Source organism: Candidatus Bathyarchaeia archaeon (assembly GCA_038882715.1).
Classification (GTDB): Archaea; Thermoproteota; Bathyarchaeia; order Bathyarchaeales; family DTEX01; genus DTEX01.
The window spans coordinates 79,232-101,661 of sequence record JAVZNR010000004.1; the positions used below are offsets into that span (position 1 = coordinate 79,232).

Below are 22,430 nucleotides of genomic sequence, written 5' to 3' on the forward strand. Positions count from 1 at the left end.
TTGGATGCCAGCATTAAGGGTCGTGTTTGGAAGTTTGGCGACAACATAAATACGGATCTAATTATTGCTGGAAAATATAAGCTGAGCATAACCAATATAGATGAGCTGTCAAAACATGCTATGGAGGCTTTAATACCTGGTTTCGCCGAGAAGGTGAAAGAAGGCGATATTATCGCGGCCGGGAAAAATTTTGGATGTGGCTCAAGCCGCGAGCAGGCTCCGTTAGTTTTAAAGCGTATAGGCATAGGCGCGGTTATAGCTGAGTCATTTGCCCGAATATTTTATAGGAATGCGATAAACATAGGGCTGCCAGCCCTTGAGTGCAAGGAAGCGTACAGGATAGCGGATGGGGACATCTTATACGTGGATCTCGCCAAGGGATATATAAGGAACTTAACTCGTAACGAAACCTATGGAGTTAAACCCATGCCACCAGCCTTGTTAGAGATCTTGGTTAACGGTGGTCTAGTAAACTATGTTAAAAAATATGGTAGATTACCATGGTAGTTAAAGAGATAAAACTCCTATTTTTCCGGCACATATATTTCTTCGTCAGGCCTAGGCAGCCTATTCTTAACCGGTGGTAATGGAGGGCCTCCTCTTTTCGGCTCTGATAGGTAGTAGTAGGCTGTGCTCGAAATATCTAGGGTTAGGGTGTTTGCGTGGCCATGTTCAATTGTCGCCTTTATGCTCTTATAAAATCTAATCGGATCTTCAATATAGTAGCGGTAAACGGTCTGCTTTCTCTTCCAAGGCCATCCTTTTGTTCCGCTATACAGGATTACGCCATGATATGGGGCATTATATTCTTGTTGCGGGCCATAGGCGCAGTTAAACCAGTCCTCTGTTCCAGTTCCGTGGATTGATGGGGGCCACTCTTCGCCATCGATGAAAACCATGTCATCGCCTTCACCGTACCAATCATCTGGGTTCCGGACGAAGCAATCTATATCTAAATGTGCACCGCAGTATATGCCGTTCCCCTCAGCTTCAAGAATCACGTAGTTATGTTTGCCATCCCTATTATACCATCTGGGATCCCTCGTCATTGTCTGTGGGCTAAGCCTTTCTCTATAAGCCCATCCATCAGTATCCGCCTCTCGCCTCCATTGAACGTGAAAGTACGCTAAATCTTCGACATCTTTAATAGAGCTATAAATCTCATAGTCAATGTAGAAGTAATGCCAATATTCTTTTTCGCCTTGGTTTTCAACCTCTATAATAGCCCTATTTTTGAATGGCATAGGCCACCATGAATTAAATCCCTTTCCATCCTGAGGGCTCATTTGAAGCGGTAAAGAAACGAAGTTCTTCCGCATCCCATGGCCCATACCAAAGAAGTCTCCTATAGGGCACTCAATGCTCGGCTCAGGGCAATTGTCCCAGTAGAACCTTAAAACTATCCTGCGTAGATAGTCTTCCTGCGGGATTCCAAGCGTCATCCAGATATGCTTAATGCACGCTGGCCCCTCAATGTCGGCTATAGTCTTTTTCTCACCTTCCCTAATCAACCAAGCATCCATGTTCCCTCCGGTCTTATCATAGCTTGAAATTCTGCGGCTTCTATAATTCCTTAAGCGGGGGAGAGAAGCTAGGCTTGAAAAACCTATCATTTTTACACCTCGGTTAAAAAGATATATTTGGCGTTAAATTTAAGCTTAATTCTTCTCTCCTTTGATAGAAGAGCTGAGGTGATTCATGTAAAGTTTGCCCTAACCGCCATGCACGACGGGGATAAGGACTATTTCGTCTCCATCTTTAATCCGCGTTTCTAAACAATCTATCAGATTTATATCCTTACCGTTGACAAGTATTATCGTGTTAGGGCGCGGATCCTTCAACTCTGGATCTAGCAAGACATCTCCTAGCGTGTTTATCTCCTCTAAAATTCTTTTAATGATCTCCTTAATCTTTAATTCTCCATCTAAATTAAGAGATACCTCATCCCTTCCAGAGACTTTTTTCAGCACCCCTAACATTCGAATTTTAATTCCCATGCTTGCGTTCTTCCCCCTTCACAATACTTAGCGCAGCCCTATAATTTTAAGGTTGTTAACCCCATTCTTCTTAAAAATTCGCTGAGGCCTTCACAATCGTCTATTTCAAATAGGTGGCTCAGGCAACCACAATCCGATGAGCCAAAACTTTTCACTGGCTTATATAGTTCGCCCATGGCCCTCGCCAATAAGCATTCCTCAGTTTTTGGAGCCGCCTTAAAAAATACGCCTAGAATCTTTACATGCTCATTATTAAGCAGGTAATCTATATGCCAAAATATCCGTTTCTCTTTGCTGAAATGTCTAGCCACCCTTTTCTCTAAGCTGCTTTGAGCTGAACCTACGTAAGCGTAGAGCCCGCTACCGAAGGTTAGCACGCCGAGAGAACCGACCCTTATATTTATTTCCTTTTCAACTGATATGACTAATACGTATATACCTCTCGTTTCATCGCCCCCTCAAAATCTAAGTGCGCTTATATTTATGGTCAACATATATTATAGTGTGCTCAGTCATCTAGTAATAAGGAAAGCTGAGAAATCAGACTTAAAAAGATTATATGAGATAGAGGTTAGATGCTTCCGCGAAGACGCTTTTCCATATTCTTTTATAGAGCGGTTTGTTGAGGATCCTGAGTTTATAACGTTAGCTGCCATATTGGAGAATAAAATTGTCGGGTTTATAGTGGCTTCTATAGAGATTTTTAAGAGTGAACGTGTTGGACACATATATTCCATAAATGTTGAGCCTGAATATAGGCGAAGAGGCATAGGGTCGCGCCTGTTAGAATCAATGGAGGAAAGTTTAAGGAAGCGTGGAGCTAAAGCATGTTATCTAGAAGCGCGTAAGGATAATATTGCCGCCATAAACCTATACCTTAAGCACAAATATTCTGTCGTCGGGATTTTAAGAAATTATTACGGTGCTGGAAGCGACGGGATAAAATTTATGAAAGTTTTAGAGTAAAAGGTGATATAAGGGCGTATTGTACATTTAGAAATGGTTGAGTGATCTAAAATGGTTTATTGCATAAGGTGTGGTAAAGAAATATCTGGGGATGCAAATTACTGCCCATATTGCGGGGCACCGCAAAAAGAAGTAAAAAGAACAGTTTACGAGGTTTCGTCGGACGATCTAATAAACAGAATAAAGGAGATAATTCACAAAGGAAACGTCACCAAGATAATAGTTAAGAATGAAAAGGATGAAACTCTCCTTGAGATGCCGGTAACGGTCGGCCTAGTAGGTGCCTTGTTAGCCCCTTGGGTGGCAGCTTTAGGCGTCATAGCGGCTTTGGTAGCGAAATGTAAAATAGTTGTTGAGGAAAAAGAGTAGGTAGAAGGGTGATTAAGGTATGCTAGAGCTGAAGATTGGTCATCGAGGCGCTAAAGCATATGAGCCTGAAAACACTATACGCAGTTTTAAAAGAGCCTTAGAGTTAGGCGTGAACGCTATTGAACTTGACGTGAGAAGAACCAAAGACGGTGAGTTAGTGGTTATCCATGACGCGGAAGTTGACAGAACAACGAGCGGTAAAGGATTAGTTAGCGAATTAACGCTCAGGGAGATCAAGGAGCTGTCTACTGAGAAAGGCGAAAAGATACCAACCTTAGAAGAAGCCCTTGATTTTCTCGACAGAAAAGTGAGAATACTTATAGAATTAAAGGAGATCGGAACAGAGGATAAAGTCCTAGAGATCGTTAGGAAGAGGGATTTAGAGGACAACGTGATAATAATCTCATTCCATGAGGAAGCCCTTAGAAGAATTAGAGAATTGAGTGATAGCGTCAAAACCGGTTTAATCTACGTGAAGCACAAAGATCCAATAAAAACTGCTCTATCGCTTAAGGCACAGTATCTGTTTCCAATGTATAGATTCGTCCACTCATCCTTCGTTAAAAAGGCCCATGAGAACGGCCTAAAAGTTGTTGTATGGACAATAAATACTCCGGAAGAAGCTCGGGAGTATGCCGAAAAAGGTGTTGATGGAATAGCTAGCGATAGGCCCGACATACTGAAAGACATAAAATAAGGGCATTAGGGGCAAGATAAGTTACTGCTTCAGCGTTGTTCTCAAGAGGGTTTAATTAGCAAAGTCTTTATTTCAAATGGATTGATCTGTAGCCTAATTTTATTATCGAGAGTTTCGAGAGGTCTTATTGGCTCCTCCATTAAATCCGCTTCATAAGCCTCCTTTACACTAAAACTAAATTGTATTTCCATCAGGCCTCCTTCGCCAGAAGCATCGTAAACCCTAACCACCAAGCTGTTTCCTTCCTCAGCCTCCTTAAAGCATGAAACGACTATGTTGCTTGGCTTAACGTTGATGAAGCTCATCTCCTCATCTGCGCTGCCATGCTCTCTCCGATCTGGAACCGCGTATGCTATTAGTGGATGGTTTAGCTCCCACCCTCTTCTAAATGTCAGCGCCCTCTTCCAATCGTTTTTATGCGGGTATAACGCGTAAGTTATTTCATGAATTCCCTGATCAGGCTTAGGATCGGGACTATAGCTGGTTCTGACAAGCGTCATTCTCACAGTATTACCTTTCACATCGAACCCGTGCTTGCAGGTACTTATTATGCTTAGACCATACTCGTCATCGGATAGATCAACCCATCTCAGCGCGGGATACTCGGTTCCATCCGGAACCCTTTCAATGTATCCAAAAGGTATCTCAAACGTGGCTTTAGACATGTTAAGCATGGGTGTATAGGAGACCTTAAGCATGGGAGCGTCAGTTTCATCATCCGCTAACTCCTGCCAATTAATTAGCATCCGGAGATCTATTCGAGGCAAACCGTTATAGAGACTTATATATTGGGTAATTTCAGAGTTGCTATGCTTCCAAGAGACCTTGATCGTAGCTCTTACTGGACCTTTCTCTATGACCTCTGTTTTAGCCCCCCTTATAAGATTCTCTACACGAGATATTGGCCCGATTATCCATGCCGACATTGGATGAGGCGTCTCATATAAAATTTGCATTAAATTGCTGAATACGGGTTTAGTGTAGGGGTACCGCTCCTCCTTGAATACAAACCTTCCGTTCACCTTATCATACAGCGTTTTTATTGTGCCTGAACCCTCATTTATCTCGATCTTAAAGTGGTCGTTCTCAAGCAGATTATGTTGGACTAGTAAGCTTGAACTGTTTTCTTCAGTGGAAGGTTCTTCAACTATATAATATACTTTGTAACCTAGTGGTGGAACGCTGGCTAAAAATAATAATTCATCTTCGTGGATCTGAATCGGTCGCCTTTCCTTACCATCATAAGATATTGCGACAGCATTCTTTGGAAGAAGATTCTTAGGAACCTTTACTCTCACTATATCTGTTCTATCCCAAGAAAGAGTGTTGAAGACGATTATGGGTATGCCAGCTCTCGAATACTTTATCTTTTTAGAGAAGTTCGTCACCTTAAGATCTATTAAGTTTTTGGCAGCTTCAAACGTTTCCTGATAGAGATTTATTGGGTATATATATGCTTCAGGGCTTCCACTCCCATCAAGAATATCATGGAATTGGTTAAAGAGCATTTTTAACCATAAGCCCTTCAAATCACTCTTATCGCCGGATCCGGTTATAGCGCATATTTTCTCAGCGTCAATGAGTAGAGATTCACACAGCCTATTATATTTTTTGACGTCGCCATGAGTAGTGTAGCATCCATCAAAAGTGAACTGTAGTTCATCATTAATGACTGGTATTAGTAAACCTCGATCTTCGATCTCTTTTCTAACTTCATTAAAGAATCTATGTGTTGAACTAAAAACTAAGTCTGGTAAGGTGGGTTTTTTCCGCATCTCATACGTGTTCTCGATATCTTCCACCATAGCTCCTCCACCGTGGTCGCCTGCGCCATAGACAAACATGCTGGTTTTAAGGCCGTAGCGCTCGTAGAGATCTAAAACTAGATCTATTATGTTTCTCGGAGCCACAAAATTATTATAAATGCTTGTGAAAGCTAAAACCCTTGATCCGTCGGGCCCCTCCCACCAGAAAATAGGATGACCTTTACCACAGCGCATAAAATAGTAGTATTTTATACTGAATTTTCTTAAAATCTGTGGCAGGGTCCATATGTGGCCAAATGTATCCGGCTCCCAACAGACCTCAGTTTTCACATTAAATTTCTCGTAAACATAATGTTTTGCGTATAAGAATTGTCTCAGTAGTGCTTCAGTGCCAGCCATGTTTAAGTCCGCTTCAACCCACATAGATGCAGTTACATCCCAGTTACCCCTCGTAACATATTGCCTTATCCTCTCAAATAAATCTGGGAAACTCTCTTCAACGGTCTTATAAGTTACCGCCTGGCTCTGCGAGAAGTGAAAATCGCCATATTTGTCCATTAGATTAACCATCGTGGAAAAAGTATTTTTAATGGTGTTGAGCGTATCTTCCCAAGGCCAAAGCCAGTTCATATCTATGTGAGCATGAGCCACCAAATGAACCCTAAATTTTTTTGCCTCAGCAGAGAGAGGCGAAATCTCCCTTCGAACCTTATCAATCTCATTCAGCAGATGCTGAAAACTTCCTTCAATGGCGCTAAGATCGAATTTTTCCAATATTTTATCTGTAAAATCTTTGTTTAAAACCCTTGCGAATCTAATTTCTTCTATGAAAGACTCTATTTCAAACGCTATCTTTTCAATGTTGCTATAGGTCACGTAGAATTGCGGTACATGGATTGGTTCATGCTTCGGAAATAAATGTATCGCTACAACATAGGTTTTTCCAGACTCTGTTCTCTCGTCTAAAATTACTCTTGGTCTGAGCTCCAGCCAATAGTCTGCACTTAAAACACGTCGCCCGTCAACGAACACCTCGCTTTTACCGAGTATTGCTGATGAATGAAGTTTTACAACAGATCCCGGAACCTCTATTCCATCAATTTTTTCTGGGACAGTTATTTTACATCTAAGCCACCCTTCACCTTTCCGAGCATCAAATACCATAGGTAACTTAGCTTGCTGCCATCGTGAATCATCAAAGTTGGGATCATAGGCTTCTAGGGCTTCACCTTGATAAAATTTCCAGGAAAGCTGGCTTCTGTACCCAGTTAAACTCTCGTATCTTCTCCTTAAACCATCAACGATTTTTTCAAACGTTCCCTTGCTGTTATTCAGCGATGACCCTTCCTTCACGTGTTTTAGGGGGCAATTCATTCAGGGACATTTATCCATCTGCCTTTCTCTGCGGAATCTAGTATTGCCTCCATAACCTCTTGGCACTTTAATCCATCATAGAAGGTTGCGCCTAAAGGTGCAATCGGCTTATCGTTAACTACGCAATCTATGAAGTGATGGATCTCATGGACAAATGTGTGCTCCCATCCAATTATGTGGCCGTGAGGCCACCAGTATTCGATATATGGATGAACGGTCTCCGTGACCAAGATATTTCTGAAACCCATTCTATCTGCAGGGTCTTTTCTCGAATATACTTCTAGCTCGTTTAGTCTCTCAAGGTTAAAGCATATTGTGCCCTCTGTGCCATGAATTTCTATTCTCTGGTAGTTTTTCCTTCCAGCGCAGAACCTTGAAGCCTCTAAGCTGCCTATCGCCCCATTCTTAAATCTGACAAGTGAGATGAAGGCGTCATCGACATCAACCTGCCCTTTCTTTGATGGGTCTTCTGGCAATGGACGTTCTTTAATAAATGTCTCCGTCATACCGCAGACAGAGGAAATTTCCCCGATAAGGAACCTGGCCAAATCTATTATGTGTGAGCCTAAGTCCCCTAGGGCTCCTGCCCCCGCTACATCCTTACGAAGTCTCCAAACAAGTGGGAAATTGGGATCCATAATCCACTCCTGAAGGTAAACAGCTCTAAACTGTAGAATCTTTCCAATGTAACCCTCATCGATAAGTCTTTTAGATAATCTTATTGCCGGAACAAATCGGTAGTTGAAAGCCGTCATGTGTTTGACCCCGGCCTTCTCAGCCGCCCTATACATTTCTTCAGCTTCTTTCACGGTGGTTGCCAGAGGTTTTTCGCAAAGAACATGCTTCCCACTTTCAGCAGCTTCGATAATTGGAGGGGCATGCATATTGTTCGGCAATCCGTTGTCCACTATCTCAACGTTTTCGTCTTTAATCAGCGCCCTCCAGTCAGTATAATATTTCTCGAACCCATATCTTTTAGCGGCCTCAGCAACAGCTTTCTCAGTCCTTCCAAATATTGCTACTAATCTTGGCTTCGCAGGGGGAGGATAGAAGAATATTGGCATCTTTATATACGCGTTTGCGTGAGCTTTACCCATAAATGCGTAGCCAAGTAAGCCTACGCCTATCTCCTTAATCTCCTTCACTTCGCCTGCAACCTTACCCATCCTTACGAAACCTACTTCCTTCTCCTCAGGCATCGCTATCTCACCACCAAACCTTCTCTAATGGAGCTTTGATGATTAAAGGCTTTAAGAAAGCTATACATTTCTCGCAGCCATCTTCCCTGCTCATAACCGGATCTTCATGCTCATAGCTTAATACATAATCGTATCCAACCTCAACAAAAGCCGTCAATATCCTTTTCCAGTTCACGTCGCCCCAGCCGACGACACGAAATCTAAAACCTCTATCCGGTCTACGCCATGAGCCGGTAGGTATGCAACCAGATATTGGAAGATTCTCTTTAACAAGCTCAGCGTCTTTTGCGTGCGCATGGTAAATCCTGTCACCGAATTTTTTGATGAACACTACTGGATCAATGCCCTGCCAGACAAGATGGCTCGGGTCAAAATTAAAGCCGAACTCTTTCTTACCGTTTATGGCTTTAATCGCTCGTTCGGCTGTCTCAATATTATAAGCCTGCTCCTGCGGGTGAACTTCATGCGCGAACTTTACGCCGTGAGCCGCAAAATGATCTAGGATTTCTCCCCAGCGCTCAGCGAAAACCTCAAATCCCCTCTCAAAAATCTTCTCGTATGCTGGCGGAAAGATATACCATGCGCCCCAGTTTGGAGCCCCAATAAAACCGTTTACTACAGGGACATCTAGAGCTGCGGCGGCTTCGGCCGTCTTCTTCATGCGCTCCACACCGTACTTAACTTTTTCCTCAGGGGTCCCCTTAAACCATTCATCGGTCGACTCGTCGTGAGGGCCTAAAACAAGTTGTCCCTCGAGATGGTTGCTCAATGCTGAAATCATTAGACCATATTTCTCCACGGTCCTCTTGTATTCGGATGCGCCTCCACTAAGAATCTTCTCTATATTTATGTGATTGCTTCCTTTCCAAGCGGCTATCTCTACAGCCTCATAGCCAAGCTTTGAGACGTATTCTAAGACTTTCTCGAGACTTAGCTCGTTGAACAGTATTGTGAATATACCTATCTTCAAATTAAACCCCCCATTCTGACAAAAATATTTATGCTGAATGCTAATAAATATCTTTGGGAACTAAAGATCGTCAACATCGGTAGCTTCTTCCTCTTCCTGTTTTTCATAGTTTTTCTCTAAGTAGTATCTTCTCGTTCTTATATCGCAGCCGATTTTACCTTCCTCAAAGAGTTTACGCAGAGACCTAAAGACGGCTTTAGGCGCCTTATTTAATTTCTCAGCTATCTCCATTAGAGTTAAAGGTTCAGACTCCTTTAGAAGGCTTAAGATTTCATCTTCCAGTTTACCCATAAAGTAAACCTCCTTTTATCAGAGGATTATTATTGAAAATTTAAATCTTTAGCTTAGCCGACATTAGTTCAAACCCGTCTATCCATAATCCTTAAATTGGCATAAGGTTAATCTTAAACCCATGGAAAAAATAAATATTGCATTAATAGGATGCGGTGGAATATCTAATGCGCACATTGGAGGGCTCCGCGCCCTAAGCACATCGGGACTAAAGATCTTTAACGTAAAAGCGGTATGTGACGTTGCTGAGAAAAACGCTGAAGAGAAGGCTAATTTAATCCATTATTTCCAGGATTCTAAACCGAGAGTCTACACAGATATCGATAGAATGCTTAGGGAAGAGAGCCTCGACGCTGTAGACATATGTTTACCGCACAACATACATCATACGGTAGCTTCTCAATGTTTAGAGAGAGGGCTACATGTAATTATCGAGAAGCCACTAGCGATAACCATGAGGGCTGCAAAACGTATCATTGATGAAGCATCGAAACATAATAAGGTGCTGGCTGTCGCAGAGAATTATAGAAGAGCGCAAAAAGAGAGAGCTTTCTGGTGGGCTATAAGAGAAGGGCTGATCGGCGAGCCACGTATCGTCCTATGGTCTGCCATGAGCTGGGGTCCTAAGCCATGGGGCTGGAGAGAAGATAAGTTTTCCGCTGGTGGAAGCTGGGTTTTTGATGGAGGTGTACATTGGGCGGATCTAGATAGATATCAGCTTGGTAGGGAGGCGATAGAAGTTTTCGCCATGTGCCATACTTTTGACCCGGTTAAGGAGAATGTGAAAGTGACGGTTGACGACATGACCATAGCGATAATAAGATATGAAGGAAATGTTTTTTCTCAGTGGATCTGGACACGGGCAACGCCAGCTAAAAGGATCTACATGCACACCATATGTGGCTCAAAGGGAAACCTTTCAGATGATGGTATTCACCTGGAAACAGAATATGGAAAAATTGAAACTAAATCTATAGATACGCTTGTAGAAGAGATGCGGAGAAACCTTCCTAAAGAAACCTTGGAGAAACTTTTCCCAAGAGGGATAACTGATACATTTGCCATCGAGTTATACGATTTCTACGACTCGGTGGTCAGCAAAGGAAAACCTGAAGTTGACGCGATTGAAGCGTATAAAGACATGGCGATACCTTTAGGCTTTTACGAGTCGGCCAAGCTAAACAAACCTGTCAGAGTTAAAGATGTTGAGGATTTACTCGTTGAAGAGTATCAGAAGGAGATAAATGAGAAACTCTCAATAACGTAACCCCCTTATTTCTTTATAATCGAATATGGGGAAATTTTCGTCGCAAAAATAGGTTGCTCTCATTATTTTATCGTTGTTCTCAACTTTTTATACTTGAGGGAAAGTTAAGATACAAGCGTCCTAGAATTATATTTTTGGTGAAAATATTGGGAAAATGCTCAGTATGCGGCATTAGCTCGCCTCTAGTTTCCAGTAATCTAGGCGTATGCTCAAAATGCATAAAGGAGAAGCCAGAGGAAGCCCTAAAGGTGGTTAGCAGGGTACGCGAGGTTTCACGCAGATCATTTAATCTACCATCAAGTGTACCAAAAAGCCCGGAAGGCGTAAAGTGTGGAATGTGCAGAAATGAATGCGCCATTCCTTCTGGAGAAAAAGGATTCTGCGGTCTCTCATATAATGTTGAAGGCTCCCTCACACGTCTAGGTGGAACGCCGGAGAAAGGTATTTTAGAATGGTACTATGACCCTTTGCCGACGAACTGCGTAGCATGGTGGTTTTGTCCTGGCTGCACAGGCGCTGGCTATCCGAAGTACGCTTATAAGCCAACTGCCGAGACTGGCTATATGAATCTCGCCGTCTTCTATGGTGCATGTAGCCTAGATTGCCTCTTCTGCCAAAACTGGCATTACAGAACTCTCTCTCAGAGACTAAGTCCCTATTTAAGCTGTGAGGAGTTAGCTGACAAAGTTAATAGCAGGGTCTCATGCATATGCTTCTTTGGCGGAGACCCATCGGTTCAAATGCCCCATGCGTTAAAAACCAGCGAGATAGCGCTAAAAAAGGCTGAGGATGGAAAACGTATATTGAGGATATGTTGGGAAACAAATGGAAACATGAGTAAAAGTTTTGCTATTAAAGCAGCTGAATTATCGTTCAGGAGCGGCGGCATCGTAAAGTATGATCTAAAAGCATGGGACGAAAACATTTACAAAGCTCTATGCGGAGCCTCAAACAAGCCTTCCTTTGAAAATTTCAGAACTATAGGCGAAAAGTACTTTAGGGAAAGACCGGAAGTCCCTGTTTTAACAGCAAGTACCCTTCTTATCCCAGGCTACATAGATCCCTCGGATGTTGAGGAGATAGCTAAGTTTATTGCGAGCGTAGACCCAGATATCCCGTATACTCTGCTCGCGTTCTATCCGCAATACGTTATGAGCGACCTGCCAACTACAAGTAGAAAACAAGCTTATGACTGCTATAACGCGGCGAAAAGATATCTTAGAAAAGTGAATATAGGAAATATTCATCTGCTCTCTTAGCCTGATTTTATCTATGGATCATTTTTCTATCCATGAACGAAGCGTAAATCGACTCCTCCCCGATCGAGCGAAGCATTTTTGGACATAAAAAATGTCTATTAACGCGAAATCAAGCGGCACTTTCGTCTTAAGCGAACGACCTCCATGCGAAATGAATTCGAGCCTTCCTTAAAAGTGCTCTTTCTAAACTATGGATTCTTCTTCTATCCAAACGGAGAAAAATCTTAGTTAATTATATTAGTTGAGTGTAAGAATAAAATGGTTTGAGGCATCTAAAAATGGTTAGGGTGTCCTGTAGTTTATGGGGTTATAGGGACTGGCCGCGAGAAAAAGCCCTAGAGGATATTGGAAAAATCGGATACAAAGGTGTTGAAATAGTTATGCATCATTTAGGGACTCCAATTGGCTACCATTTGAATCAGAATGCTCTTCCACTTAATAGCGAGGAGATGGATAAATTGAAGAGAGAGCTCAGCGAGAACAATCTTCGCATCGTCTGCCTATCTCCCTCAAGCGATTTCCTTGTACCTCCCAGCGTAAGACAGTTTGTGCCACACCTCCCTTCACCTGATGATGCTACAGTGTTAAGGAAAGTTATAGATCTTGCTGTTGAACTAGGGAAACCCTTAGTTCGCCCATTTCCTTGCGCCGATAAACCTACCTATATGAGCATGGAAGAGGCTTTAAACGTTGTGATCCGTGGATTAAAAGATATAACGGCATATGCAGCGTCCCTTGATGTTAAAATTGCGCTAGATGTTACACATAGCCGGGTAACCAACACCGTAAATAATGCCGTAAAAATACTTGAGAAGGTGGACTCAGATTATTTTGGATTTAACATTCACACCGTTGGCAAATTAGCGATTCTGCTGGCGGAAGCTCTCATCGCTAATGGTTGGGGCGATAAAATATTCCATACGCACCTTCTTGATGCAAAAAGAATGCCAGGCAAACCATTTGGAGAACCAGTTCCACTCGGCGAAGGTGACAACTATATAGAGGAGTTTCTTATACTCCTTAAAGACGCAAAATATTCCGGCTGGTACAATTTTGAGGGAAAAAGAGAGGACGCAAAAGCTGCCCATGATTACTTAATTGGGAAAATTAAAGAATTAAATCTCCCATAAAAGTTTATCATGTGGCGCCTTAAAGGAGGACCCGCTTATGATTAAACTTGCTCTATTTACGGTAACTTATTGCGGCTTATGGTATAGAGGGCGGGCTCTTTCACTTAGAGAACAGATAATTAAAGCCAAAGGCCTCGGGTTTGAAGGCATATCTATAGAGACGAAAAGACCCGTAGCGCTTCCATGCGACCTAAATAAAAAGGATAGAAAGGAAATAAAGGAGGTTGCGGACTCATATGGTGTTAAAATCTGCGCTATTGAAACAATGTCAAATTTCGCAAGGCCGCTCATAGAGGACAGAGAAAATAACCTTTGTATGGTTAAGGAAGCCATAGAGTTAGCAGCGGACTTAGAGGTTGATGTGGTTAAGGTTTTTGCCGCTTGGCCTGGAACCAGCAGATATGATGGTCTTGGCACTTATGACTTTGGTCGAAGGATATTTGATTATGAAGGCAACTTTATAACTGATGTTGAGAGGTGGCGGCTGTGCGTTGAGGGAATTAGAGATGCAGCTAGGTGGGCAAAAGACTATGGTGTAAACATTGCGTTACAGAATCATCCACCAGTTATACGCTATGGATATGAAGACGCTCTTCAAATGGTTAAAGAAGTCAACGTGGAAAACGTAAAATTATGTTTGGACGTCCCATTGTTTTCTAATCAGAGTGATGAGTATATACATGAAGCGATTGAGGCTTGTAAAGATGTCGGCATAATTCTCTCACATTACGGCTCCCTAGACTTCGATGAGCTATCAAGCGGCGAAATCTTGATGCGTAGATACATAAATTATCCAGCTTTCATAAGAGAGCTAAAAAGAATAGGTTATAATGGTTTTCTCGCATCTGAAGAATGTGCCCCAGTTCTAGAGAATCATGAGCACCAAGGTGTTGAAGTTGTAGATAGGCACGTAAAAGCGGCATTAAAATATATGAGGAAGCTACTATTAACCGGTGAAGAGCCCCCGGGTGATTAACCCAAACACCCGAAATAAATTGAATTAAAGACACTTAACTTAAAAAATGAGCCAAGTTAAAAATTGCTTTTCATGCTCTCTACAAGCTCTTTTTCTCCTCTTTCCTCAAAGAATCTCATCGCAGTGTCGACGTTTACTTTTCTTGGTTGTTTCCCCCAAAGTCTCTTAAAGTTCTCTGAATATATTTTCCTTAAAGTGTTCACTGGCAGTTTTAAACCTATAAACGGTTCTTTATACCTTGTCAGTAATTCGTCCGCTGTTTCCGGAGTAAAGAACTCTTCATCCGACTCTAGGAATTTCCTAACTATCCATATTCTAGCGACCGCTTCGACCTCCGTCTGCCACGTTGCAATATCTGTTCCAAAAAATATTCTGTCCTGATATTTTATGAAGAAGTCTCTCCAATCATCCCTCCTACGCGAAATATTATATATGAGCTCTATTCCCGGAGTTAAATCAAGGTTAGCATTCTTATGGCGGTTAAGAAAGTCGGCTGCCTCTTCAAGATTCGCTGACATAAAGTAGAAGTGACATAGAACTATCTTCAAGCGTGGATGCCTATCTAGGATATCTTCCATCTCCCTATAGAGCTCCTCCTTCAACGGGTAGTCTCCGCCATAGTAAACCCAACCCCTTTTCTTAGCCCATTCTGGAGCTAGATTTTCATCCCAGAACTCTTCTGGGTCGGCAACATGGCATAAGACTGGAAAACCGTAGGATTCGCAAGCACCCCAAAAACCCTCATAGTACCCGCTGTTCAGCGGCACATGTATCCTTTTTGGAACCGGCTTCGAACCCATTTCTCCGACGCCGTCAAAACCTGCTTCGATTAAAGAGCGAATGTAGTTGTCCCAGTTGACATTAGGCATGCTACCTGTGCCGCCTGACCAAGGCACAAACCCACCAGCATAAAATAAGCCAGGGTACTTTAACTTCAAATATATTCCAGCATCACCTCCAGTTACATAAATCTTGTTGAGTCTGCCTTCTTCAGCCACTTTAACCATAAACTCAGCCATTCTCTTCAGGTTCGCGTTATTGCGCCAGTCATCAAAATGGACGTGGCAGTCGATAACAGGTAGATCGGCAAACTCGGATAAATATGGATGCAAGACTTTTTCGCCTCCATTAAACTAAAACACCCCTTAATCTTAAAGGGGCGCTCCGAATATAAAATGCTTAATACTCATAATTAATTATTTTAGAATCAGAGTCAATTTAATGTTGCTTACGGTTGTGGTGATGTATTTGATGAGAATCGGAATAATTGGTTTTGATACTTCTCACGCTGTAGAATTTACGAAGCGCATAAACCACATAGGTATATCTGAGGACCATTGGGTCTACGGCGCGAAAGTAACAGTAGGTTGCCCCTGCGGACCCTCAAGTTTTGCCAGCGAAGATATAATTGCGCAGAGAACGCAAGCTCTCAGGGAATTTGGCGTTGAAATAGTAGATTCTCCCGAAGAAGTTATTGGTAAAGTTGATGCAATTATGATAGAGCTACAGGAGGGTGATTTACATTTGAAGATCGTTGAGCCCTTCCTAGAGGCAGGCATACCCTCATTCATAGATAAGCCGCTCGCATGCAGCGTAGCTGATGCAAAAAAGATTTTTGAATTAGCCCATCTTTATAATACTCCAGTCTTCTCATCATCGTCGCTTCGCTATGCTCCTGAGGTTCAGGAACTAAAGTCTAGGGAAGACTTAGGTAAGGTTTTAGGAGCCGAGACATATTCGCCCGCAATCCTAAATCCAAAGAACCCTGGGCTCTTCAATTACGGCATTCATGGTATAGAGATGCTATACACTATTATGGGAAATGGCTGTAAGTCAGTTAGATGCGTCCATAAAGAGGGGTGGGATGTCGTCATCGGCACATGGCATGACGACCGAATAGGAATTTTCAGAGGGATACGAAAAGGTCCGCATGTCTACGGCTTCACAGCTTTTTGCGAGAGAGATGTGGTCTCCTCCAGCATAAACACACAATACATTTATAGGGAACTGTTAAAGAGGGTTATTGAAATGTTTAAAACGCGTAAAATGCCAGTAACTCCGGAGGAGACCATTGAAATTATCGCTTTTATTGAAGCAGCATTAAAGTCTGCTGAAAGAAAGTCCAGAGAAATAGCGTTGCGTTTTTAAAACCCTTAATAATTTGATTTGAGCTCTATAAACATATTTACTTAGCCTTAGATAGTAACAGATATGGAGTCAAACGTAAATATTAGGGAGATATCTCTGAGCTACGTATCCTATAATTTTAGAACCCCGCTGAAATTCGGCTCAGTTATCGTTAATGAATCGGTTTCTCTGATCGCTAAAGTTCTAGTTAAGAGGAAGGGGGGTGGTGAAGCTGAAGGCATCGGGTCTATGCCCCTCATGTGCGAATGGGCTTTTCCAGATCCAAAAGTAGAGCACGAAGATAAGCTTGAAGCAATGAAACTCGTAGCTGAAAAGTACGCTGAGACTATAGAGGAAGAGTCCGGCAGCGGCATTTATCTACATCCTATAGATTGGTTCATGAGGTTTGAGGATGAAATATTAAGGATAACTCATTATGTTTCTGAAAGTTTTAAGCTAAAGGCTCCTTTGCCAGTCTTAGCGTCTCTAGTGGCGGTATCACCTATAGATGCTGCTATTCACGATGGTTTTGGTAAAGTCAACAATATATGTAGCTATGATGGTTACGGACCCAAGTATATGGAGAGAGATTTAAGCTATTATCTCGGATCAAAATTTAGGGGCAAATATATTTCTGATTATATAAAGCCAAGATACGAGGAAAAGATACCGGTTTTCCATCTCGTTGGAGGGCTAGATAAGCTCACTAAAGATGAGATAAGTCCCGAGGATCCTAAGGATGGTTTCCCTGTCAGCCTAGAAGAATGGATCGAGAGGGATGGCGTCTTCTGCTTTAAAATAAAGCTAAATGGCGTAGATATAGATTGGGATGTGGAGAGAACTAAGACTGTAGCTAGAATCGCCGAAGAAAAACTTGAGGAGAAGTTCGGCAGAAATGAATACTTTCTTTCGGTTGACTCAAATGAAATGCATAAATCACCTGATGATGTTCTTGAGTATCTTAGAAGAATTAAGAGGGAAGCCCCGGACGTTTTTGAGAGGATACTTTACATAGAGCAGCCGGTCAACAGAGATCTAGAGAAATATAGGTTTAATATGATGTTGGTGTCAGCGATTAAGCCGGTGTTGGCTGATGAGGGAGTCATCAATATAGGCAGCTTCGACTTGGCCTTAAGCCTAGGATGGTCTGGCGTGGCTCTAAAAACTTGTAAATGTCATAGCTCAGCCCTGCTACTAATGGCTAAAGCCGAAGAGGCTGGAGTCCCCTACAGCGTTCAAGATTTAACGTGTTCAGGCTTAGCCTTAGTGCATTCGGCTGGTTTTGCTTCTAGGATAAACCCCATAAAAGGATTTGAATATAATGCTAGGCAGTATCTTCCACTAGCTTTCCCAGAGGTTCAGGGAAAATATGAGGAGTTGTTTAATGTTAGAAATGGTTTTATAAGGACGGGTATACTTAATGGGTCTCTTGGTTTAGGTTTATCACTTTAGAGGTGTTCATCTGTGAGCGATAAAATTAAGATAGGAATTATAGGCGCGGGATCGCATGCAGTTAAAGTACACTATCCCTCGCTTGCAAGCTTCACCGATGTGGAGCTGAAGGCTGCTTGTGATCTAAACGAGGATAGACTCAAATTAGTTAGCGGGAAATATTGTATAGAAAGCGTATTTAGAGACTATAAGGAAATGCTCAGCAAAGTACCTTTAGATGCTGTTTACGTTATCATGGCACCTATACCGACCAGCTTCTATGCGGGCGCTGAACCCATGTTTTCAATAGTTCTTGAATGCCTTAAACGCGGGCTCCATGTTTTTGTGGAGAAACCTCCTGGAATCACGTCTTCTGAGACTGAAAAGATGGCTGAAGCCGCGAAGAAGAATGAGTGTAGAAGCATGGTTGGATTCAATAGGCGGTTTATACCAGTATTCAAGAGAGCTAAAGCCATAGTTGAAGAGTATGGTCAGATAACTCATTGCTCTGCAGTCTTTCACAAAAATGCTTTGAATGAGAGCCAGCCATGGGGATCGGTAAGCCACCTTGTAGCTGACGTAATACATGCCGTCGATGCTTTAAGGTTTATGGGTGGAGAGCCGGAAAAGGTTGCGAGCTATTTTTCGAGCTTTTACACGGATTATCCAAACAGCTTTAACGCTCTGCTTATTTTTAGTAATGGCTGCGTAGGTCATTTATGCTCAAACTATTCTTCTGGCGGACGGGTACACTATTTTGAGATGCATTCGAGAGGAATATACGCCATGGTAGATTTGCCTCTGGAGCCGCCTGAAAAACAGCTAGCCTATATACTTAGGGAGAATAAGCCTTATGGGGAAATGGAGATAATAAAAAATCTTGACCTCGTAGATGGGGTCAGAGACTTTCACGTAACTTACGGGTTCCTCCAGGAAAATAGGCATTTCATAGACTGTATTAAAAGCGACATAGAACCTGAAACCAACTTCGAAGACGCCGTTAAAACCATGAAACTCGTAGAGCTCATAAGTGCGTCAACAATAGAAAAAGTATTTTAATGGCATTTTTAGGGAGGTGATCTACAGTAATGATGCTCGTATTATTTTCTAAAATGTTTCAGTCAATGCCCATGGAAAGGTTCGCGGATCTCGCAGCCAATATGGGTTTCGAGGGAATCGATTTAACAGTTAGGCCAGAAGGGTATATAGAGCCTAGAGATGTGCCGGAAAAACTTCCTGAAGCCATAAGAATATTTGAAGGAAAGGGGTTAAGCGTGCCCATGATAACGACATCTATAACATCGGCGGATGAACCATATGCTGAAGAAACTTTCTCTACCGCGTCAAACATGGGAATAAAATATATTAAGCTCGGATACTGGAGGTATAGGGGTTTCGGTAACATTAGAAAGCAGATTGAGGAAGTTCGTGGAAAACTTAAAGGAATCGAAAAACTCTGCGAAAACTACGGGGTGACTGCCGGATTACATATACACTCAGGCATGTTTGCAACAGCTGAGCCAGCAATAGTATATCTTATGCTTAATGGATTCGAGCCAAAGTATATTGGCGCATATATAGACCCCGGTCATATGGCTGTTGAAGGCGGACTTGCGGGGTGGCTGATGGGCATGGATATCCTCTCTGATAGAATAGTCATGGTCGCTGTGAAGGATTTCGGCTGGTTTAAGACTAGTCAGGGATGGGTTGCAAATACTGTTCCTCTTGGTGAAGGGTTAGTTCCTTGGAAAGAAGTTTTTAAAATACTTAAAGACATAAAATTTCATGGTCCAATATCGCTTCACAGCGAGTACCATGAAAGTCTTGAGAGGATAATAGAGATCACTAGAAGAGACTTAGCATATGTGAAGCACATTCTCAACAAATTATGAGCTCGGGGAGATGGATTGAGTGGGCAGGAAAATCAGAGTTTTAATAACGATTCCCAGAGAGCTGTATGCGCAACTCTCAAGGATGGAGGATGAAGACAAGCTTCGGGAGTTTGCTGATGTTGAATTTAATCCGTATAGTAGGAATTTAAGTGAGGACGAGCTTGCAGACTTTATAAAAGGCGTTGATGGCTGCATAACTAGCTGGGGTTCTCCGAGGTTCACTAAGAAAGTTTTAGACAAAGCCGATAAACTTAAGATCATAGGTCATGCTGCGGGAAGCGTGAAGCCATACGTTACAGATGAAGTTTTCAAGAGAGGCATAGTGGTTGTTAATGCTGCATCAGCTATAGCCATCGGAGTCGCCGAGTTCACTTTAGCCATGATTTTAAACTGTTTAAGGGCTATACCGCAGCATATAAGCGCCATGCGGAGAAGAGACTGGAGATATAAGGAAGCGAGATCCGGGGAAACCTTCGACCTCAGAAATAAGGTTATAGGTTTGATTGGATTTGGCGCGGTTGCTCGTGAGCTCGTTAACCTTCTTAAACCATTTAATGTCAGAATTCTAGTTTTTGATCCATATGTATCAGTTGAGGAGTTAAGGAAGTACAGTGTAGAGAAATCCGATTTAGACCACTTGCTGTCAAATTCCGATATAGTTAGCTTGCATGCGGCTCTAACACCTGAAACATATCATATGATAGGTGAAAGGGAGCTTAAAATCATGAAGCCGACATCTTTCCTCATAAATACTGCGAGAGGCGCATTAGTAGACGAGAGATCTTTATGCAAAGCCCTAAGAGAAAGATGGATAGCGGGGGCGGCATTAGATGTTTTTGAAGAGGAGCCTTTGCCACCGGAAAGCCCGCTCTATGATTTAGATGAGAACGTTTTTCTCACGCCACACGTAGCAGGTCTATCCGATGAGAGAAGAAGCATGTTATTCGGCGTTATTGTGGAAGATTTTAGAAGGTTCTTTTCTGGCGAGAAGCCACTAAATACCATAGACTATACGAGACTTAGTTTCCTAGCATAGATGCTCTAGAGGAGACAACAGCGATTTCACAGCGCTTGCTATAAATTTGATCATAATCTTTTTCTCGACAAGAAAAGATTATGCCAAGTGATTCTTCTCTCTCGGTTCATCTTGACAAACGCATGTGTGGTGAGAGATCAGTATATCAGTAGGCTTTCATTCCACATCCTTAATAATCTATCACATTCATTCTTAACTTCCAGCTTTCGACTCTTCTCCCCCAATTTCTTAAGGAACTCTATGCGTTTTTCAAATGATTTAAGCTCCAGTAGACCAGCGTGATACGACTCTATGCGCTCTTCCTCAAGCTGCATCTGTACGTAGTAAGCCTCTTGAATAAATCTGCCAGCTGCGTCAACCGGGTTTTCAACAGCGTACTTATTTGCCCAGATTGTCGCTTCAGAGACTCTCAGCTGCGTTAAACCATTAATCTCCCTTATACAATAAATATAGGTTCTTAAGAAGTCATAGTAGCCGGCGGTCTTAATGAGTTTAAGGGCTTTACGCACCATCGCCTTGAAGTCAGAGCTCCCCTCAATTCTCAAGCGGTGGACTTCGCCAATTTTTACTGTCTTCCCCAAGTCTCAATCATCTCTCAGTGATTCTCTTTAAAATCCATAATTTATCTTTTTATTAGATGAAAGTTGCTAATAAAATGAGGGGATTAAAGGAGGTTAACCGCCTACTACGCCTACCTGGGAGGTAGAAAAATTTAGAGGCAGAAAGGACGATTATGGTTGTTTATCTAATTTACACACAGTGGCAGGCAATCCACCTGTTACCGATCAGCCGGAGCTCTGGTTTTATTTTCTCGCAATCTTCGGTGGCATATGGGCATCTTGTGTGAAATTTGCAGCCCGAGATTGGTTTTAATAGGCTTGGCACATCAATGCTTTTCAACGGAATGCTTTTTCTCTCTCTAGCGATCTTTGGATCTGGCACCGGGATAGCTGCGAGTAACGCTTTAGTGTATGGATGCATTGGATTGCGTATCGTCTCCTCAGTTTCCCCTGCTTCAACAATGTCTCCCAGATACATTATGGCAATTTTTCCGTTTTTAGCGAAGTATCTTGCCACCCCTAAATCATGAGTTATAAGCAGGAATGTTGTTTTTAATTCCTCTCCGATTTTATGCAGCATGTCAAGTATCTCTACCCTGAGAGATGCGTCAAGCATAGATACTGCCTCATCAGCAACTATGAATTGAGGTTTAACCGATATTGCTCTGGCTATGACAACCCTTTGCATTTGGCCTCCGCTTAACCTGCTCGGATACCTCTCTATAAAATCTTCTGGAGGGGATAAGCCAACCATCTCTAAAAGATCCAGCGCCATTTTTCTCGCCTCGTCTCTTCCCCTCGCCATCTTATGGCGTAAGATCTGCGGTATCAGTGCGGCCGACAACTTCTTCGCGGGATTAAGCGCATCGTAAGGATTCTGGGGTATTATCTGAGCGTTCCTGCGGAATTCTTCGAATTCCTTTCTGGAGAGGCGCCATATGTCTCTTCCTCTATACAATACTTGGCCAGAGCTTGGTTTTATAAGACCGAGCAAAAGCCTTCCGAGGGTGCTTTTACCGCAGCCTGATTCTCCTACTAGCGCTATTTGTTCACCTTCCTTTATGCCAAATGACACCTCATCTACAGCTCTAATTTTTACCCTAGACTTAAACATCCCTACGCT

23 protein-coding genes are annotated in these 22,430 nt (G+C 42.5%); 13 read left to right on the forward strand and 10 right to left on the reverse strand.

The annotated features are described in order from the left end of the window. Window positions 1-507 carry a 3-isopropylmalate dehydratase small subunit gene (locus QXR61_03725; GenBank protein ID MEM3757056.1) on the forward strand — a complete coding sequence of 169 codons (507 nt, stop codon included), beginning with the start codon at window positions 1-3 and terminating at the stop codon, window positions 505-507. 17 nt (window positions 508-524) lie between these two features. On the opposite strand, the gene QXR61_03730 is transcribed toward QXR61_03725, so the two are convergent. From QXR61_03730 to QXR61_03740, 3 genes are all read right to left on the reverse strand, one after another. Continuing rightward, on the reverse strand, window positions 525-1,523 hold the full coding sequence (locus QXR61_03730) for a glycoside hydrolase family 172 protein (protein ID MEM3757057.1): 999 nt from the start codon (window positions 1,521-1,523) through the stop codon (window positions 525-527). Window positions 1,524-1,712: 189 nt separating this feature from the next. Continuing rightward, window positions 1,713-1,997: a MoaD/ThiS family protein gene (locus QXR61_03735; protein ID MEM3757058.1), complete on the reverse strand. Its 285-nt coding sequence runs from the start codon at window positions 1,995-1,997 to the stop codon at window positions 1,713-1,715. A gap of 38 nt (window positions 1,998-2,035) precedes the next feature. After that, window positions 2,036-2,374, reverse strand: a complete 339-nt coding sequence (locus QXR61_03740; GenBank protein ID MEM3757059.1) for a GIY-YIG nuclease family protein — start codon at window positions 2,372-2,374, stop codon at window positions 2,036-2,038. Between the two features lie 106 nt (window positions 2,375-2,480). Between QXR61_03740 and rimI the strand changes: the two genes are divergently transcribed. Genes rimI through QXR61_03755 form a run of 3 tightly spaced genes read left to right on the forward strand, consistent with a single transcriptional unit; the run spans window position 2,481 to window position 4,029 of the window. After that, window positions 2,481-2,963, forward strand: a complete 483-nt coding sequence (gene rimI / locus QXR61_03745) for a ribosomal protein S18-alanine N-acetyltransferase (protein MEM3757060.1) — start codon at window positions 2,481-2,483, stop codon at window positions 2,961-2,963. 51 nt (window positions 2,964-3,014) lie between these two features. Further along, entirely contained in the window at window positions 3,015-3,332 is a 318-nt protein-coding gene (locus QXR61_03750; protein ID MEM3757061.1) for a DUF4342 domain-containing protein, read from the forward strand. 19 nt (window positions 3,333-3,351) lie between these two features. Next, window positions 3,352-4,029 (forward strand): glycerophosphodiester phosphodiesterase family protein, encoded by a 678-nt coding sequence (locus tag QXR61_03755; GenBank protein ID MEM3757062.1) that lies wholly within the window; start codon window positions 3,352-3,354, stop codon window positions 4,027-4,029. A 41-nt stretch (window positions 4,030-4,070) separates the two neighbouring features. Here QXR61_03755 and QXR61_03760 read toward each other — a convergent pair whose 3' ends face one another. Genes QXR61_03760 through QXR61_03775 form a run of 4 tightly spaced genes read right to left on the reverse strand, consistent with a single transcriptional unit; the run spans window position 4,071 to window position 9,629 of the window. Then, complete coding sequence (locus tag QXR61_03760) at window positions 4,071-7,169, reverse strand: glycoside hydrolase family 38 C-terminal domain-containing protein (GenBank protein MEM3757063.1); 3,099 nt, start codon at window positions 7,167-7,169, stop codon at window positions 4,071-4,073. Beyond that, window positions 7,166-8,368, reverse strand: coding sequence for a Gfo/Idh/MocA family oxidoreductase (locus tag QXR61_03765; protein MEM3757064.1), 1,203 nt, complete (start codon window positions 8,366-8,368; stop codon window positions 7,166-7,168). Before QXR61_03765 ends, QXR61_03760 begins: the two co-directional genes overlap by 4 nt. Before the next feature lie 7 nt (window positions 8,369-8,375). After that, a complete protein-coding gene (locus tag QXR61_03770; GenBank protein ID MEM3757065.1) occupies window positions 8,376-9,338 on the reverse strand; it encodes a sugar phosphate isomerase/epimerase in 963 nt (320 codons plus the stop codon). Window positions 9,339-9,398: 60 nt separating this feature from the next. Further along, entirely contained in the window at window positions 9,399-9,629 is a 231-nt protein-coding gene (locus QXR61_03775; protein ID MEM3757066.1) for an ArsR family transcriptional regulator, read from the reverse strand. Window positions 9,630-9,750: 121 nt separating this feature from the next. On the opposite strand from QXR61_03775, the gene QXR61_03780 reads away from it, so the two are divergent. From QXR61_03780 to QXR61_03795, 4 genes are all read left to right on the forward strand, one after another. After that, complete coding sequence (locus QXR61_03780; GenBank protein ID MEM3757067.1) at window positions 9,751-10,896, forward strand: Gfo/Idh/MocA family oxidoreductase; 1,146 nt, start codon at window positions 9,751-9,753, stop codon at window positions 10,894-10,896. Window positions 10,897-11,042: 146 nt separating this feature from the next. Beyond that, entirely contained in the window at window positions 11,043-12,155 is a 1,113-nt protein-coding gene (locus QXR61_03785) for a radical SAM protein (GenBank protein ID MEM3757068.1), read from the forward strand. A gap of 278 nt (window positions 12,156-12,433) precedes the next feature. After that, the gene (locus tag QXR61_03790) at window positions 12,434-13,285 is read left to right on the forward strand and encodes a sugar phosphate isomerase/epimerase family protein (GenBank protein MEM3757069.1); all 852 of its coding nucleotides are present in this window, start codon (window positions 12,434-12,436) and stop codon (window positions 13,283-13,285) included. 37 nt (window positions 13,286-13,322) lie between these two features. Then, complete coding sequence (locus QXR61_03795; protein ID MEM3757070.1) at window positions 13,323-14,261, forward strand: sugar phosphate isomerase/epimerase family protein; 939 nt, start codon at window positions 13,323-13,325, stop codon at window positions 14,259-14,261. Between the two features lie 56 nt (window positions 14,262-14,317). Here QXR61_03795 and QXR61_03800 read toward each other — a convergent pair whose 3' ends face one another. Beyond that, window positions 14,318-15,373 (reverse strand): amidohydrolase family protein, encoded by a 1,056-nt coding sequence (locus tag QXR61_03800; protein ID MEM3757071.1) that lies wholly within the window; start codon window positions 15,371-15,373, stop codon window positions 14,318-14,320. Between the two features lie 139 nt (window positions 15,374-15,512). Between QXR61_03800 and QXR61_03805 the strand changes: the two genes are divergently transcribed. The 5 genes from QXR61_03805 to QXR61_03825 all read left to right on the forward strand — a co-directional run bounded on the left by QXR61_03805 (window position 15,513) and on the right by QXR61_03825 (window position 20,747). Beyond that, window positions 15,513-16,409 (forward strand): Gfo/Idh/MocA family oxidoreductase, encoded by an 897-nt coding sequence (locus QXR61_03805; GenBank protein MEM3757072.1) that lies wholly within the window; start codon window positions 15,513-15,515, stop codon window positions 16,407-16,409. Between the two features lie 63 nt (window positions 16,410-16,472). Beyond that, window positions 16,473-17,840, forward strand: a complete 1,368-nt coding sequence (locus QXR61_03810) for an enolase C-terminal domain-like protein (protein ID MEM3757073.1) — start codon at window positions 16,473-16,475, stop codon at window positions 17,838-17,840. A 12-nt stretch (window positions 17,841-17,852) separates the two neighbouring features. Continuing rightward, window positions 17,853-18,878, forward strand: coding sequence for a Gfo/Idh/MocA family oxidoreductase (locus QXR61_03815; protein ID MEM3757074.1), 1,026 nt, complete (start codon window positions 17,853-17,855; stop codon window positions 18,876-18,878). A gap of 29 nt (window positions 18,879-18,907) precedes the next feature. Beyond that, window positions 18,908-19,711, forward strand: a complete 804-nt coding sequence (locus tag QXR61_03820) for a sugar phosphate isomerase/epimerase family protein (protein ID MEM3757075.1) — start codon at window positions 18,908-18,910, stop codon at window positions 19,709-19,711. 19 nt (window positions 19,712-19,730) lie between these two features. Beyond that, window positions 19,731-20,747 (forward strand): hydroxyacid dehydrogenase, encoded by a 1,017-nt coding sequence (locus QXR61_03825; GenBank protein MEM3757076.1) that lies wholly within the window; start codon window positions 19,731-19,733, stop codon window positions 20,745-20,747. 137 nt (window positions 20,748-20,884) lie between these two features. Here QXR61_03825 and QXR61_03830 read toward each other — a convergent pair whose 3' ends face one another. Both QXR61_03830 and QXR61_03835 read right to left on the reverse strand, forming a co-directional pair. Beyond that, window positions 20,885-21,328, reverse strand: coding sequence for a hypothetical protein (locus QXR61_03830; GenBank protein ID MEM3757077.1), 444 nt, complete (start codon window positions 21,326-21,328; stop codon window positions 20,885-20,887). A 169-nt stretch (window positions 21,329-21,497) separates the two neighbouring features. Then, window positions 21,498-22,421 (reverse strand): ABC transporter ATP-binding protein, encoded by a 924-nt coding sequence (locus QXR61_03835; protein MEM3757078.1) that lies wholly within the window; start codon window positions 22,419-22,421, stop codon window positions 21,498-21,500. Window positions 22,422-22,430: the final 9 nt, after the last annotated feature.